Below are 15,828 nucleotides of genomic sequence, written 5' to 3'. Positions count from 1 at the left end.
CCGTGTGGAACGGCGCGTCGCAATGCGTGATGGTGCACGGTTGCGTCGATGCGGATCGGTGATGGTCGCGGCAGGCGCGCCGTTGTCGTACAGGCACGGCGCGTGGCAGGCGCTGCCGACGTTACGCGATGTGCAGCCGTTGCACGGCCCCGTGCCGTGCCGGCTGCCGGCCCGCTCAGCCGATACGAAGCATCGACCGCAAGTCGTGTCGCCGGCCCGCGCCGCGCCGCACCCGCGGGCGCTGGCGCGCGACATGCAGCGGCGCGCACACGCTGCACGTGCGGTTGCGCAGGCGGTTGGCATGCGGCCAGCCGGGGCGCGCCTTGCGGCGCGGCTCGGCAACGGCCGGCGCGTCGGGCGCGGCCCGCGCGCACAGTGCCGCGGCGAACCGTTGCAGCGCGAGAACCGAGCCCGCGACGCTCTGGTACTTTTCGCGGCCGATCTGCCCGTCGAGCGTGACGAGCAACCCGGCTTCGCGAGCGAGCGCAAGCAAGGTGTCGATATCGTCGGACGGACGGTTGCCGCCCGACGCGGCCTGGGCGGGCAGGGCGCGTGCGTTGCCCGCCGCGCGCCGTTGGCCGTCCCGGCCCGGTAAGTTGCGATGTCCCATGGTTGGTCTCCTGCGCCAGGCCCCGCATGCCGGCTCGACGGCCGGCTGAGCGATGACCCGTATGAACCTTTCGTCCATGTCACCAGTATCGTGTTGCGCCAGTGCGCTGCCAAGCAGCGCGCGCTGAAGTCGCTGTCAGGTATTGCGCGGCACGTATCGGAATCCGCTGACACGCAGGGCGACCGATCGGCCGTCCCGGCGACGATCCGGCCCGTTCGTTCCGACGAATGGGCAGCACGTGGCGGACGTCGCTTGACGCATGTTTTCGGCCGGTCTAAGTTCGCCACTGCATCGGCGTCGAGCAGCGTTCCATCGTTCGCCCGCCAGCCGGTGCCGCGCCCCGGGGTGGCGTGGCAGGGCTTCCAGTCTCGTTCGCGGGCAGTTTGCGCCGCGGATCATGCGCGGCCGGTTCGGGGACGGATCGGCACGGCGGCACGCAACGTGCCGTTGATCGCGCGCAAACACGCGCCGGCGCATCGCACGCCGCGCGACCGTTCCGTCTTTAAGCTTCCGGTACCTTCTTCTTTTCGTTCCTCGACCGTCAGGAGTCCGTCGATGTCCAAGGACAATTTGCTCGATTCACTCAAGGAAGCCGCCAAACAGCGCGCGATCGGTTCGGATCAGTTGCGTGCGATGCTCGACGACGAGGTGCGCGCTTTGTCGTCCGACGCGCGGGTGCACGACTACATCCACGTGTTCGCGATCCGGCACCTGCGCGAACGGATGCGCCAGCAGGACGATCTCGACCACGACACGCGGGCCGACGTGTCGCCCGCGGAAGCCGATCCGCGTCCGAGCCATCGCCTGTGACGGGCGCGCGCCGCGGCTGACGCCTCGGACGCGACGCGATCCGTCGCCGGGCCACGGCCGGATCCTGATCGACATCCATGCATGCGTCGACAGCGAACCGGCTTGTTTCTCTCCCTTTTTGATCCCCGTGCCGCAGATCCCGGGTACCGGCTTCGCGCCGTTGTCGCCTCCGGGCGACGTGCGCGCGTGTCGCCGGACGGCGCGGCCATCCTGACAATCCACTGACAACCGGCGTTGCGTTTCGTCATACGTTTCACTGAATTGTCACAGCGGCCTCAAGTAACTGGCGCGATTGCCGTTTACCCGGTGAATTCGTCCACCGGGCGTTCGCGCTCCCTTACCGAGTCGTTGCCATGTTCTCGTCCATCCGCGCCCGCATCCTCGCCGCGTGCGTCGCCATCGTCGTATTCGCGCTCGTCGCCACCACGCTCATCAATTACTTCATCGCGCGCTCGTACAACGACGACGCGATCGACCGCAACCTGACCTCCGTCGCAAGCGGACACGTGGTCGGGATCGCCGACTGGGTCGCCACCCGGAGCCGGATGATCGCGTCGCTGCAGGATGCCGCGCTGACGCCCGATCCGCTGCCGGTGTTCAAGCAGATGGCCACGGCCGGCGGTTTCACGAACGTCTACGCGGGCTACGCCGACAAGGCGTTCCACTTCTCCGACCCGACCGGCATTCCGCCCGACTACGATCCGACCGGCCGCCCGTGGTACAAGCAGGCCGCGCAGGCCGGCAAGCCGGTCGTCACGCCGCCTTACGTCGATGCCGGCACGGGCAACCTCGTCGTCACGTTCGCGGTGCCGATCCTGCGCGACGGCGCGCTGAAGGGGGTCGTCGCCGCGGACGTCGCGATGGACACCGTGATCGCGAACGTGAAGTCGATCCACCCGACGCCCGCCAGCTTCGGGATGTTGATCGACAGCAACGGCCATGTAGTCGCGCACCCGGACCCGAAGCTCACGCTGAAGCAGGTCGCCGACGTGTCGCCCGAACTCGGCGCAACGAACGGCGCGACGATCGCGGCCGCGACCGCGCCCGTCGAGGTGAGCGTGGGGGGCGACGCGAAGCTGGTGCGCGCGCGCCCCGTGCCGGGCACCGACTGGTACGCACTGGTGCTGCTCGACAAGAACGAGGCGACGGCCGGGATGCGCTCGCTGCTGACCGCTTCGCTGATCACGCTGCTCGTGATCGTCGGCGTCGCGTCGCTGATCATCGGCGCGATCACCGCGACCTCGTTCCGCCGCCTGTCGCAAGTGCGCCAGGCCATGGCCGCGATCGGCTCGGGCGCCGGCGACCTGACGCAGCGGCTGCCGGCCGACGGCCGTGACGAAGTGGCCGACATCGCACGCTCGTTCAACAGCTTCGTCGACAAGCTGAACGACGTGATGCGCGAGATCCGCGATGCGAGCGAATCGGTGCGCACGGCCGCGAACGAGATCGCGGCGGGCAACCAGGACCTGTCGTCGCGCACCGAATCGGCGGCGGCGAGCCTCGAGGAAACGGCCGCGTCGATGGAAGAGATCACCGCGACCGTCGGCCAGTCGGCGTCGGCCGCCGGCCAGGCCGACGAACGCGCGGCGGCCGCGTCGCGGATCGCATCGCACGGTGGCGTGGTCGTGTCGGACGTGGTCGCGACGATGGAGAAGATCGAGGAAGCATCGGGCCGGATCGGCGACATCATCGGCGTGATCGACGGGATCGCGTTCCAGACCAACATCCTCGCGCTGAACGCGGCCGTCGAAGCGGCGCGTGCCGGCGAGCAGGGGCGCGGCTTCGCGGTCGTCGCACAGGAAGTGCGCAGCCTCGCGCAACGCAGCGCGCAGGCCGCGCGCGAAGTGAAGGTGCTGGTCGAATCGACGGTCGCGAGCGTGTCGGCCGGGTCCGGGCAAGTGCGTCAGGCCGGCGATACGATGCGCGAAATCGTCTCCAACGTGTCGAACGTGACGACGATCATCTCCGAGATCACGCACGCGGCGAACGAGCAGACGCGCGGTATCCAGGAAGTGAATCGCGCGGTCACGCAGCTCGACGAAATGGTGCAGCAGAACGCGGCGCTCGTCGAACAGTCGACCGCCGCCGCGACCGCGCTGCAGTCGCAGGCGAACGCGCTGGCGACCACGGTCGGGCGGTTCAAGGTCGCGTAATGCGGTGCGCCGCAGACACGGCCGCGCCGCTCACGCGCAGCCGTTGTCGCGCATCAGCGCGAGCCGGTTGTAGAGCGTTTTCAGGCTGATCCCGAGCGCTTTCGCGGCGCGCGGCTTGTTGCCGTCAAAGTGGCGCAGCGTCGCCGCGATGAAGCGCTGCTGCGCATGGTGCAACGTCGCGCCGAGCGGCAGCGCCATCGTGTTCTCCGACAGATGCTCGGGCGGCAGCGCCGGCTTCGGCAGCGTGACGTCGATATCCTCGTCCGACAGGATGTACGCGCGCTCGATCGTGTTGCGCAGCTCGCGGACGTTGCCGGGCCACGAATACGCGCGCAGTGCCGCGACGGCCGCGTCGGTCAGTCGCTTGTGTGCATGGTGCCGCGCGTTGAGCGCGTCGACGAACTCCCGTGCGATCGTCTCGATATCGCTGTCGCGCTGGCGCAGCGGCGGCACGTACAGCGCAAACGCGGCGAGGCGGTAGAACAGGTCCTCGCGCAGCCGGCCGTCGCGCACGGCTTCGGCCGGGTTGTGGCGGGTGGCCGACACGATGCGCATATCGAGCGAAATCGGCTCGGTTCCGCCCACCCGGACGATCACATTCGATTCGATCGCCCGCAGCAGCTTCACCTGCAGCAGCGCAGGCATTTCCGCGATCTCGTCGAGCAGCAGCGTGCCGCCGCGTGCGGCTTCGAAGAAACCTTCCCGCTGCGCGATCGCGCCGGTGAAGCTGCCTTTCTCGTGCCCGAACAATTGCGATTCCGCGATATCGGGCGGAATCGCGCCGCAGTTCACGGGGACGAACGGGCCGTCCCGCCGGGCACTGAGATCGTGCAGCCGGCGCGCGACGATATCCTTGCCGACCCCGCTTTCGCCGGCAATCATCACGCTGGCGTGGGTCGGCGCGATCTTTTCGATGCGGCCGAGCAGCGTGCGCATCGCGGAGGAGCGGCCGGACAACCGGCGGCCGTCTGCACGCTGCTTCAATCGGTTTGCGGTTTCTCCCATAGGCGTCAGCGGGCCGTTTTGAAAATCGGCATCACGCGTTCCGTTGATTGCAATATTTATCATCGACAGCGAAACGACCACGAAGGTGCCGCGGCATAGAAATTTCCAATGTGCGCGGCGGCGGCGGAAGAAACAGGCCATCGATTCTTGACACGAATCGCGGCACTTTCGCGCCATCCAGGGTCGTATCGGTGCTTTTTTACAGCATCCCTATGAAAAAGACGGTTGCGACCATGTGGCATTGACGCGGCCTTCGACATCGGCCGGCGCCCGACTGGCCGCTACCCACCGGGCAGGCAGGTAGCCGGCGCGGCGCACCATCCGTCCGGCCGAAGCCCGCATCGGGCATGTCGCTTGCTGATGCCATCACGCTCGCCCGGCACGCTCGACGGCAGGCCGGATGGTCGACACGCGGCATGACGCCATGCGACCGGAGCCGGCGCGAGGCAAGGATGCAATGAAGACCCTGACCCGTGAGCTGTTACGGCAGGGTGCATGGGTCGTGTTGGCCGTCGGGCTGGCGTCCGCGCTGCAGGCGTGGACGGTTCGCATCGTCGGCGAGCACGCGCCATTTGCGCCGCTGCCTTTCTATGCAGGCGTTGCAGCCGCCGCATGGCTGGCGTCGTTCGGCGGCGGTCTGGTCGCGGCCGCCGCAAGCGTGGCCGTGATCGGTGCGCTCTGGTGGCGCAATGCGCCGCTTGCCACGCTGCTTGCGCAGGCCGGCGCATTCGTCGCGATCAGCTTCGTCGAGTGCGTGCTCGTGATGGCCGTGAAGCCGCTGCTCGCGAACGATCGTCTCCGCGAAATCGATGACGACGCCGATGCTCGCGAGCCGCATCGCAAGCCGGCGCCCGCCGCACGCGTGCCCGCACCTGACGACGGCCTGCTGCGCCGCGTGGTCGACGCTTCGCCCGACGCGATCATCGGCGTCGATACCGCCCGCCGGATCACGAGCTGGAACCCGGCCGCGCGACGGATCTTCGGCATCGACGCGGCGCAGGCCACCGCACTCGACATCGCCGAGTTGATCGCGCCGCGCTGGTTGAGGCGGCATCCGCTGCCTGCATCGTTCGCGACCCTGCATGCGCCGGTCGGTCCGCTCGACGTACTGTGCGTGCGACGCGACGGCCGCCGCTTTCGTGCGACTTTCGCCGCGTCGCCGATCGTCGACGCGCAGGGCGACTGCACGGGCCTGTCGATGACGCTGCGCGGCGCGCACGAACGGCGCCGCGGCGAACGGCGCAACATGCGCTCGCTGCGCGGCGCACGCGACGCGCGCACACAGGCGGACACGTCGAACCGGCTGAAGGACGAACTGCTGGCCACGGTGTCGCACGAACTGCGCACGCCGCTGAACGTGATCTACGGCTGGGTCGAGGTCCTGCGCAACGTCGACGGCGAGGCGCTCGCGCAACAGGCGGTCGATGCGATCGATCGCAGCGCGCGGTCGCTGTCGCACATGGTGGCCGACCTGCTCGACGCGTCGTCGCTCGCGACGGGCCGCTTGCGCCTCGAGCGCGTGCCGGTCGATCTCGTGCGGGTCGTGCGCGATGCCACGCGGGAACTCGATGCGACGGCGCAGGCGAACGGGCTCGAACTGTCGACGAAACACGAAATGGCGACCTGCGTGATTCCGGCGGACCGCGAGCGCGTGCGTCAGGTCCTGTCGAACCTGTTGTCGAACGCGATCAAGTTCACGCCGCCGGGCGGCCGCATCGCCGTGTCGCTGACCCGCGCGGGCGAGCGCGTGCGGCTGTCGGTCGCCGATACGGGGCAGGGTATTGCGCCGGAATACCTGCCGCACCTGTTCGAGACGTTCAGCCGGCCCGAACGCGCGTTCGCATCGCCGAAGCGCGGCCTCGGGCTCGGCCTGTCGATTGTGCGCAACATCGCGCAACTGCACGGCGGCGACGTCGTCGCGACGAGCGCGGGCCCCGGACGCGGGACGACCGTCACGGTCACGCTGCCGGCCGGCTGGGACGTCGACGATCCGGCCGAGAACCTGCTGTACGCAGCGGGCACGCCGGATACGGTGGGGCTCGACGGCCGGCGCGTGCTCGTCGTCGACGATGATGCGACCTCGCGCGCGAGCCTCGCCGCGGCACTCGAAACGATGGGCGCGCAGGTGTCGACCGCGCAATCGGGGCACGACGCACTCGACGTGGTGGAACAGGACGCGCCGAACGTCGTGCTGTCGGATCTCGCGATGCCGGACGGCGACGGCTTCTGGCTGCTCGAGCGCATCCGTCATTTGCCGGGCAGCGGGCATCTGCCCGTCGTCGCGGTCACGGCGCACGCCGGCAACGCCGACCGGCACCGCGTGATGGCCGCCGGCTTCGACGCGTATCTGTGCAAGCCGGTGGACATGCCGACGCTGGCGAGCGTGATCGCCGAGGTCGCGCCGGATGCGGCGCACGACCGGAAAGTGCGCGGCCGGTAGCCGGGGCATCCACGAGGAAAGGCACGTAGACCGATTTCGTCACGTCGCCCCGCCGCACACGAGGGGCCGCGACGGCCAGGCGACGGAGAAATTTGCCAGCCCGCTTGTACATCTTCCACGGCAGCAGCCGCGAACGGGCGGTACGGGAGGTCAGTGGCCGATGCCCGTCATCGCGACGATCGCGAGCACCACGGCGCTTTCGATCGCCGCCAGCGCAGCGACGCCGGCGGCGCCGCTGATTTCATGCCATCTGCGTTCAAGGCGTTTCATCAGATCAACTCCGGATTGCTCCGGCGCGCCGCTGCGCCGCCGCGCAGCGCGAGCCGGATGCCGCCGTCAGCCGTGATCGCGGGGCGGGGAAGGGACGTGCGGCGCGCGGCGTTCGTGCTCGCCGGACGGCTTGGCAGGGTCGATACGGGTCGCGCCGCCAACGGCGGGCGGGTCGCTGGCCGGAAACGTCTCCTCGAGTCCCTCGTCGATGCGCTCCTCCGTCTTGTCTTCAGACGGCGGGCGCGACGTGGCGAGCCAGAGCAGTCCGGCAGCCGGTGACACGGCGTCGTGGCGGCCGGTGGCGTGAACGGTCATGGTCAAACCTCCTTGGTCATTGATACGGGCGCAAGCGCCGTGCCTGCGCGGTGCGGGCGGCACGACGCTTGCACGTCGGCGAAACCGCACGGTGCGGCAATGCGCGCCGTCGGCGTGAACGAGAGGACATCGTGATGAATGCACCCAGGGAAAGCATACGTTACGACGCGAACGTATGCGGCGGCGATTTCTCCCACGTGCGCGAGCGTTTTGACACATGGAAGCGCGAATCGCGGGTCTATCGGCCCGAGCGGCGCCTGTTCGACGGCAAGGACGAGGTACGCGTAATGAACGACACCGTCTACGACGGCCCCGAGCGCGCCCAGCGGGCACTCGTCGCGGCATGCGCGCCGTCCGATCGGTTCGCGCGCGCGGTACGGCTGACCGCGGAGGGACGCACGATGTGGCTGGTGATGGCCGCCTGCGACGCGTGAGCGCACGGCCGTGTCCGACCGGAGCGGACAACCGTGCGGCGCGGAAGCAGGAACGCCGCTTGCGCACGCCTGCAGCGCCATCGAGATGCGCGCGCCGTCGCGCAGGAGAGACATGAAGACGCCATCCACGCTGCACCGCCCCGAGCCGGTGACGCCCGACGTCGACCCGGACCCGCCGCGGCCCGGGCACGACGATCCCGTCGATCCGCCCGTGCCAGACGAGCTGCCCCAGGGCGACCCGCCGTCGCACCCGCCGCCGATGCGGATGCCGGGAGGAAACGGTGCACCACAACCGGCCGCGCGAACACTGAAAAAAGGAGGACCCTCATGGACATTCACGTGCAATCGCCCGACAAGCGCGCGATCGCTCAGGTGCTGGGCCGCTATTTCGAATCGCGCTCGTTGCGCTATCACATCGAGGAACTGCCGGGCGGCGTGCTGCAGATCGGCTTTCGCGCCAGCGGGCGCCCGGCTGCCGTCACCGTGTCGTTCGACGATGCCGCGTACGCCACCTATACGCACTGGGATGCGAGCCAGAAGCAGCTCGCGCTCGGACGGCTCGCCGACGGCTTCTCGCGGATGATGTCCAAGCGCAATCCGGCCGCACTGGCCGGCGACTATCACGTCGAGCGATTCTGATTCCACTACGCTTCACCGGTCGATCCAGGCGTACGGCAAAGTGCCCGCGCGCAGCGGGCGCTTTGCGTCCGCGTGTGTGTCGCGTAGGATGTCCGTTAATTCAGCGCGCGCTACGTTCGCGCCGCAGCCTGGTAGCCGCTGCAGCCGAAGGGGCGCAAAACGCTTTCCTTCAGGTTCGTTTCGCGCAACCGACGGGGACCGCCTTGATGACTGTTGCTCGCCCTTTGCTGTCGCCCGGCACACGCCGGTTCGTTTCCGGTGTGTCGGCCTGCGCGGCGCTCGCCGCGGCCGGCGCCCGCGATGCGTCAGCCCAGACACCTTCGCCGCTCGGCGAGTGGCAATACTCGGCGGGTGTGCCGCTCGAAAAACTGTACGACCCGAACATTTCCACCTGGGATATCAGCGTGGGCGCCGCGATGACGCTGCAGCCGCGTTATGCGGGCTCCGACCGTTATCGCGTGCTGGGCGGCCCGAATCTCGACGTCCGCTATCGCGACCTGTTCTTCCTGTCGACGGGCGAGGGGCTCGGCGCGAACGTGCTGCGCGGGCCGAACTGGCGCGTGAGCCTGTCCGTCGGTTACGACCTCGGGCGTCGTTCGGCCGACGATACCGAGCACCTGAACGGCCTCGACAACATCAACGCGGCGCCGGTGATGAAACTGGCGGCCGATTACGTGATCTCGAAGGAGTTTCCGCTCGTGCTGCGCGCGGATATCCGCCGCAGCATCGGTGGCTCGAACGGCTGGGTCGGCGATTTTTCCGCGTACATGCCGCTGCCGGGCAGCAACGAGCATTTCTTCTGGTTCGCCGGGCCGACCGTGTCGTTCGCCGATTCGCGCTACATGAACAGCTGGTTCGGCGTGAGCCAGGGCGCCGCCGCGCGCTCGGGGCTGCCGGCCTATTCGTCGGGGGCCGGGCTCAAGTCGTTCGGCGCGGGCGTGACCATGGCCTGGTTCGTGAACAAGCACTGGTTCGTCACGATCGACGGCGCGATCGAGCAGCTCGTCGGCCGCGCCGCGCGCAGCCCGATCACGCAGCAGTCGACCAACGGCGTGTTCGACATGTCGGTGAATTACCAGTTCTGACCGCGGCCGGGCAGCAGGGCGCCGATCGGGCGTGGGGCATTTCCCGTCACATTTGATATGATTCCGACCTGTACAAATGTACAGTGATCAATCCCCGTGACGCCTGCTTCGCCGACGCCCCCGGCGTTTTACTACCTGACCAATTTCGAACGCGCGCTGGCCTGGCTCGGCGCGCGTTACGACGACCTGTTCGACGCGCACGAGCACGCGTTCGTCCGGCAGTTTGCCGCGCTGCCGCAAACGTCGCGCGCGCTGCTCGTCCGGATGCTGATGCGCAACGGGTCCGACTTCCGCGCCAGCAAGCTCGTGTACGACGAAATCGGCTGCGCACTCGAAGCAGCCGCGCCGCTCGTCGAACTCGGCTGGGTCGATCCGGCGCCCGCGCTGACGCTCGACGAACTGTTCGCGCTGTCGACCAAGGCCGATCTGCTGCGGATCTTCCCGGCACTCGCCGCGCATGCGGGCGAGCGCAAGCCTGAATGGCTCGAACGGCTGCGGCCCGCGCACGACCTCGCGCAACCGCTCGACGCGTGGTGCGCGCAGGCCGGCGACCGCGTGCTGCGCGTGACGGTCGGCGCGCTGTGCGACCGGCTGCGCCTGATGTTCTTCGGCAATCTCCACCAGGACTGGAGCGAGTTCGTGCTCGCCGATCTCGGCGTGTTCCAGTACGAAAGCGTGCCGATCGCACCGTCGTCGCGCGCGTTCCAGCAGCGTGGCGACGTCGACGCGTATCTCGCGCTGCAGACGTGCCGCGAAGCGCTCGACGCATGGCCCGACGATCTGCCGTTCGACGAGCTGGTGCACGCGATCGACGCGGTCGGCTGCGCGCAGCCGTGGCTCGCGACGCGTCGCGCGAAGCTGCTGTTCGCGCTCGGGCAGACGTGCGAGCGCCGGGCCGACTGGGCCGGCGCGCTCGACGCGTATGTGCGCAGCGCATGGCCCGGCAGCCGCCATCGGCGCATCCGCGTGCTCGAACGCTGCGGACGTGACGACGATGCGCTCGCGCTGGCGCTCGATGCGCGCGGCGCTTTCGAGAGCGACGAGGAGCGCCAGCGTGTCGAGCGCATGCTGCCGCGCCTGCAGCGCCGGCTCGGCCAGCGCGTCGAACGCGCGGCCGCGGCGGCGGACGTGCCGCGTGAAACACTCGTGCTCGCGCGCCCCGAAGCGTTCGTCAGTGTCGAATTCGCGGTGCGGGACCATCTCGCGCAACCCGCTTCGCCGGTCCATTACGTCGAAAACACGCTGATCAATTCGCTGTTCGGGCTGCTGTGCTGGGAACCCGTGTTCGCCGCGATACCCGGCGCGTTCTTCCATCCGTTCCAGCGCGGCCCGGCCGACCTGCACGCGCCCGATTTCGCCGCGCGCCGAGCGGACGCGTTCGCCGCGTGCTTCGCGCAACTCGATTCGGGCGCCTATCGCGACACGATCCGCCGGCATTTCGCGACGAAGGCGGGGCTGCAATCCCCGTTCGTGTTCTGGGGCGTGCTGACCGACGAACTGCTCGATGAGGCGCTTGCCTGCCTGCCGCCCGCGCATTTGCGGCTGTGGTTCACGCGCCTGCTCGCGGATATCCGCAGCAACCGTTCGGGGCTGCCCGATCTCGTCCGCTTCTGGCCCGGCGAGCGCCGCTACGAACTCGTCGAGGTGAAAGGCCCCGGCGACCGCCTGCAGGACAATCAGACGCGCTGGCTCGCGTACTGCGTCGCGCACGGCATTCCGGTGCGCGTGATCGATGTCGAGTGGGCCGGCGCAGACGTCGCGCACGCCGAAGCGGCAGGCCTGTCCGCATGAGCTACGTCGTCGCGGTCCGAGCGATGTGCGAGTTCACCGCGCGGCGCGGCGATCTCGACTTGCGCTTCACGCCCGCGCCGACCGCGCTCGAAGGGATCGCCGGCCACGGAGCGGTCACCTCGAACCGCGGCGCACGCTATGAAACCGAGATTGCGCTGACGGGCACGTGGGGCACGCTCACTGTGCGCGGCCGCGCGGACGGCTACGATCCGGTGGCGAACCGCCTCGAGGAAATCAAGACCTTTCGCGGCAGCCTCGACGCGATGCCAGCCAACCACCGCGCGCTGCACTGGGCGCAGGCGAAGGTCTACGCGCACCTGATGTGCGACGCGCGCGGCCTCCCGGAAATCGACGTCGCGCTCGTCTACTTCGACATCGTGTCCGAGCGCGAGACGGTGCTGACGCAAACGCTGGGGGCGGCCGATCTCGCGGCGTTCTTCGCCGAGCAGTGCGCGTGCTTCGTCGGCTGGGCCGAGCGCGAGACGGCCCACCGTGCGGCACGTGATGCGGCACTGCGCGCGCTCGCGTTTCCGCACGGGCAGTTCCGCAGCGGCCAGCGCGAGCTGGCGGTGGCCGTCTATCGCGCGGCACGCGACGATCGTTGCCTGATGGCGCAGGCGCCGACCGGCATCGGCAAGACGCTTGGCACCGTGTTTCCGCTGCTGAAGGCGTGCGGCGAAGGCGAGCTCGACCACGTGTACTTCCTCACCGCGAAAACGCCCGGCCGTGCGCTCGCGCTCGAAGCGGCGGCGACACTCGGCGCCGGCACACCTGCGCTGCCGCTGCGCGTGCTGGAACTCGTCGCGCGCGACAAGGCGTGCGAGCATCCCGACAGCGCGTGCCATGGCGAATCGTGCCCGCTCGCGAAAGGTTTCTACGACCGCCTGCCGGCCGCACGCGACGCGGCGATCGAGGCCGGGCTGCTCGACCGCGACACGGTGCGCGCGGCCGCGCTCGCGCACGACGTCTGCCCGTACTACCTGTCGCAAGAGCTCGCGCGCTGGTCCGACATGGTAATCGGCGACTACAACTACTACTACGACGGCAGCGCGATGCTGCACACGCTCGCACAGCAGAACCAGTGGCGCGTCGGCGTGCTCGTTGACGAAGCGCACAACCTGCTCGACCGTGCGCGCAAGATGTACAGCGCATCGCTCGATCCGTTCGCATTCTCGGCCGCGCGCGAAGCCGCACCCGCGGCGCTGCGCAAGGCCTTCGACCGGCTCGCCCGCGCATGGGGCACGGTCAATCGCGCGCAGGCCGAGCGTTATGTGGCGTATCCGGAGATACCGGGCCCGATCGTGTCGGCCGTGCAGAACCTCGTCGCGGCGATCGGCGAACACCTGGCCGATGCGCCGCGCGCGAACGGCGACGCGCTGCTGCGGTTTCATTTCGAGGCGATCCAGTTCGGCGTGCTCGCCGAAGCGTTCGACAGCGCGTCGATCTTCGACGTGACGCTGAACGGCGAACCGATGCCGCGCCAGCCGGCGCTCGACGGCGTTGCGTCGGCCGGCCGCCGGCGCCGCGTCCAGTCGACGCTCTGCGTGCGCAACGTGATTCCGGCCGGCTTTCTCGCACCGCGCTACGAAGCCGCGTGCGCGACCGTGCTGTTCTCGGGCACGCTGAGTCCGTTTCATTTCTACCGCGACACGCTCGGGCTGCCCGGCGACACGGGCTGGCTCGACGTCGACGGGCCGTTCCGCGCCGAGCAGCTGACGGTGCGCGTCGCGAGCCACGTGTCGACGCGCTGGCGCGACCGCGACCGTTCGCTCGAACCGATCGTGGACCTGATCGCCGCGCAATATGCGACGCGGCCCGGCAACTATCTCGGTTTCCTGAGCAGCTTCGACTATCTGGGGCGCGTGGTCGCGCTGATGCAGGCGCGGCACCCGGACGTGCCCGTCTGGGCGCAGGCGCCCGGCATGACCGAAAGCGAGCGCGACGCGTTTCTCGCGCGCTTCGACGCGGGCGGGCGCGGCGTCGGCTTCGCGGTGCTGGGCGGGGCGTTCTCGGAAGGTGTGGACCTGGTTGGCGAGCGGCTGATCGGTGCGTTCATCGCGACGCTCGGGCTGCCGCAGGTCAACGACGTCAACGAGCAGATGCGGCGTGCGATGGACGCGCGCTTCGGCAACGGCTACGACTACATGTACCTGTATCCGGGTTTGCAGAAGGTCGTGCAGGCGGCCGGGCGCGTGATTCGCACCGAGCACGACGAGGGCGTCGTGCATCTGATCGACGACCGTTACCGGCGGCGTGAAGTGCGGGACCTGCTGCCGCGGTGGTGGCGGATCGGGTAAGGGGAAAATCCCCGCGCGGGGACTGCCGGTTTCGGTGCCGGGGCGTGATCCGTCGCGTAGCAATGAAGCGGCGCAGCAAGCATCGTCGAGCCCGTTCGGGGTGGGCGGCACACTAGCGCTACAGCACGTTCAGCATCGCGAGCGCGGCTTCCTGCAGGTGCGGCAGTACGCGCCGCACGGCCGCGTCGGTCGTCTCCGCGCCGATCGGCATGTTCGTGCTCAGCGCGGCGACGACTTCGCCGTGACGGTTCTTCAGCGGCACCGCGATCCCGCGCACGCCGACCTGCAATTGCTGTTCGATCGCCGCGAAACCGGCGTCGCGTGCCTGGTCGACCTGTTCGAGCAGGCGCGCCTTGTTGGTGATCGTGTGCGGCGTGAACGGCGGCAGCTCGGTGTCGTCGAGCCACGCGCGCACGGCTTCGCGATCGGGATGATGGGCGAGCAGCACGACGCCCGGCGACGTGAGCGGCGCCGGCACGCGCGCGCCGAGCACGAAGCCGGTCGTCATCACGCGCGACACGCCGTTGCGCGCGATGAACACGAGCTCCCAGCCGTCGAGCACGCTCACATACGCCGATTCGTTCAGCGACGCGCTCAATTGCTGCAGATAGGGCTGGACCGAGCGCGGCAGCCTCGCCGAATCGAAGTACGACCAGCCGACCCGCAGCACGCGCGGGGTGAGGCCGTACAGCTTGCCGTCGGTGTACACGTAGCCGAGCGATTCGAGCGTCAGCAGGTAGCGCCGCGCGGCCGTGCGCGTAAGGCCGGTGCGCGCGGCGGCCTGCGTGGGCGTCATGCGGGCGTGCTGGCTGTCGAACGCCTCGAGGATCGCAAGACCTTTTTCGAGGCCGGCGATCCAGTCGCGTCGATCGAGTTCGGGCTTTTTCATCGTCGGGGAAGGTGGCGCCTCGGTGCGCGGCAATCGCGCGCGAGTGGGCGATTATCGCGCAAATCGGATTGGCCGCGGCGCATGGCGTGGGCTTGTATGATTCGACGCTGGATGCGTGCCGCGAGCCTGGAACATGACCAACAACGACAACCGATATCTCCTCGTGCCAATTGGCCGCCGTATTGCTCGCGGGGTTGCCCGCTGCGCCGTGTTGCTGGCGTTGGCGTCGCTGCCGGCGGCGCAGGCTTGGTCGGAGGCGCCGGCAACGCAGGACGCATGGACCGTGGCGGCCAGGCAGGCGATCCTGCAGCGGCTGCAAATGCCGGCCGGGTCGGGCCATCCGCCATCCGGAACGGTCACGGCGCGCGTGCGCGCGCGGATTGGCCGCGACGGCAAGGTGACGCAGGTGGAAATCCTGCAGTCGTCGGGCCATGCGGATCTGGATCAGGCGGCGATCGCTGCGTTGCGGCGCGGGAACGTGCCGGCGTTCTCGCCGGACATGCCCGAGGATTCGATGCTGCTCAGTGTGCCGATCGTCTTCGATCTCGGCCCGGCGCAACCGGATGCCGGCAACGGGCGGCGGTTCACCGATGCGAAGACGGGGCTGTCGTTCTCCGTGCCGGCGCCGCTGCAGGTGGGAGAACGGCGTACGCGGCCGTCGATGCCGTTGATCGTCGACGTGACGAATCCCGAACCGGTGCCGCGCTATGCGGAGAAATCGGACAGCCTGTGCGCGGTGGCACTGAAGTCGCAATCCGCCGCGCTGGCTGACGTATCGCAGCGCGATCTGAATTCACCGGAGGCGATCGCCAACCTGAAGGCGTCGATCGAGTCGACGATTTCGATCTTCGGCGTGATCGAGCGCGTGACGCCGATCGACCTCGGCGGTGGCGTGAAGGGGCAGGAAACCGTGTATTCGCCGAAGATCGGGCCCAATCATGAGCGCGTCAGGCTGTACATGGCGCTCGGCGATACGCCGAACTACCGGATCAGCCTGACGTGCGCGACCTATGTGGACGACATGCCGAAAGCGTTGCCGCTGTTCCGCAACATCGCAGGGACGATCTCACTGGCGAAGCCGCGCTAGAAT

Annotated in this window: 13 protein-coding genes; 9 read left to right on the top strand and 4 right to left on the bottom strand. The window is 68.9% G+C overall.

Annotation, left to right across the window (positions count from 1 at the left end; genetic code table 11):
• Positions 1 to 175: 175 nt before the first annotated feature.
• Entirely contained in the window at positions 176 to 610 is a 435-nt protein-coding gene (locus HAV18_RS03265; RefSeq protein WP_166952693.1) for a hypothetical protein, read from the bottom strand.
• Positions 611 to 1,165: 555 nt separating this feature from the next.
• On the opposite strand from HAV18_RS03265, the gene HAV18_RS03260 reads away from it, so the two are divergent.
• Together HAV18_RS03260 and HAV18_RS03255 are read left to right on the top strand one after the other, a co-directional pair.
• Positions 1,166 to 1,420, top strand: a complete 255-nt coding sequence (locus tag HAV18_RS03260) for a DUF3562 domain-containing protein (protein WP_166954118.1) — start codon at positions 1,166 to 1,168, stop codon at positions 1,418 to 1,420.
• Between the two features lie 353 nt (positions 1,421 to 1,773).
• Positions 1,774 to 3,573, top strand: coding sequence for a methyl-accepting chemotaxis protein (locus tag HAV18_RS03255; RefSeq protein ID WP_166952690.1), 1,800 nt, complete (start codon positions 1,774 to 1,776; stop codon positions 3,571 to 3,573).
• 30 nt (positions 3,574 to 3,603) lie between these two features.
• Here the strand turns inward: HAV18_RS03255 and HAV18_RS03250 are convergent, their stop codons facing one another.
• The gene (locus HAV18_RS03250) at positions 3,604 to 4,641 is read right to left on the bottom strand and encodes a sigma-54-dependent Fis family transcriptional regulator (protein WP_166952687.1); all 1,038 of its coding nucleotides are present in this window, start codon (positions 4,639 to 4,641) and stop codon (positions 3,604 to 3,606) included.
• 394 nt (positions 4,642 to 5,035) lie between these two features.
• Here HAV18_RS03250 and HAV18_RS03245 point away from each other — a divergent pair, with 394 nt between their 5' ends.
• Positions 5,036 to 7,018, top strand: a complete 1,983-nt coding sequence (locus HAV18_RS03245) for an ATP-binding protein (RefSeq protein ID WP_166952684.1) — start codon at positions 5,036 to 5,038, stop codon at positions 7,016 to 7,018.
• 336 nt (positions 7,019 to 7,354) lie between these two features.
• Here HAV18_RS03245 and HAV18_RS03240 read toward each other — a convergent pair whose 3' ends face one another.
• On the bottom strand, positions 7,355 to 7,603 hold the full coding sequence (locus HAV18_RS03240; protein WP_166952681.1) for a hypothetical protein: 249 nt from the start codon (positions 7,601 to 7,603) through the stop codon (positions 7,355 to 7,357).
• 134 nt (positions 7,604 to 7,737) lie between these two features.
• Here HAV18_RS03240 and HAV18_RS03235 point away from each other — a divergent pair, with 134 nt between their 5' ends.
• From HAV18_RS03235 to HAV18_RS03215, 5 genes are all read left to right on the top strand, one after another.
• Entirely contained in the window at positions 7,738 to 8,037 is a 300-nt protein-coding gene (locus HAV18_RS03235) for a hypothetical protein (RefSeq protein ID WP_166952678.1), read from the top strand.
• A gap of 327 nt (positions 8,038 to 8,364) precedes the next feature.
• The gene (locus HAV18_RS03230) at positions 8,365 to 8,676 is read left to right on the top strand and encodes a hypothetical protein (RefSeq protein ID WP_166952675.1); all 312 of its coding nucleotides are present in this window, start codon (positions 8,365 to 8,367) and stop codon (positions 8,674 to 8,676) included.
• 206 nt (positions 8,677 to 8,882) lie between these two features.
• Complete coding sequence (locus HAV18_RS03225) at positions 8,883 to 9,761, top strand: MipA/OmpV family protein (RefSeq protein ID WP_166952672.1); 879 nt, start codon at positions 8,883 to 8,885, stop codon at positions 9,759 to 9,761.
• A gap of 96 nt (positions 9,762 to 9,857) precedes the next feature.
• The gene (locus HAV18_RS03220; protein ID WP_166952669.1) at positions 9,858 to 11,552 is read left to right on the top strand and encodes a VRR-NUC domain-containing protein; all 1,695 of its coding nucleotides are present in this window, start codon (positions 9,858 to 9,860) and stop codon (positions 11,550 to 11,552) included.
• Positions 11,549 to 13,849: an ATP-dependent DNA helicase gene (locus tag HAV18_RS03215; RefSeq protein WP_166952666.1), complete on the top strand. Its 2,301-nt coding sequence runs from the start codon at positions 11,549 to 11,551 to the stop codon at positions 13,847 to 13,849. The genes HAV18_RS03220 and HAV18_RS03215 overlap by 4 nt, the downstream gene beginning before the upstream one ends.
• Positions 13,850 to 13,967: 118 nt before the next feature.
• Here HAV18_RS03215 and HAV18_RS03210 read toward each other — a convergent pair whose 3' ends face one another.
• A complete protein-coding gene (locus tag HAV18_RS03210) occupies positions 13,968 to 14,738 on the bottom strand; it encodes an IclR family transcriptional regulator C-terminal domain-containing protein (protein ID WP_166952663.1) in 771 nt (256 codons plus the stop codon).
• A gap of 133 nt (positions 14,739 to 14,871) precedes the next feature.
• Between HAV18_RS03210 and HAV18_RS03205 the strand changes: the two genes are divergently transcribed.
• Positions 14,872 to 15,825, top strand: a complete 954-nt coding sequence (locus HAV18_RS03205) for an energy transducer TonB (RefSeq protein ID WP_166952660.1) — start codon at positions 14,872 to 14,874, stop codon at positions 15,823 to 15,825.
• Positions 15,826 to 15,828: the final 3 nt, after the last annotated feature.

The organism is Burkholderia sp. D-99, assembly GCF_011605345.1.
Taxonomy (GTDB): Bacteria; Pseudomonadota; Gammaproteobacteria; order Burkholderiales; family Burkholderiaceae; genus Burkholderia.
This window is presented reverse-complemented; position numbering and strand designations above follow the sequence as displayed.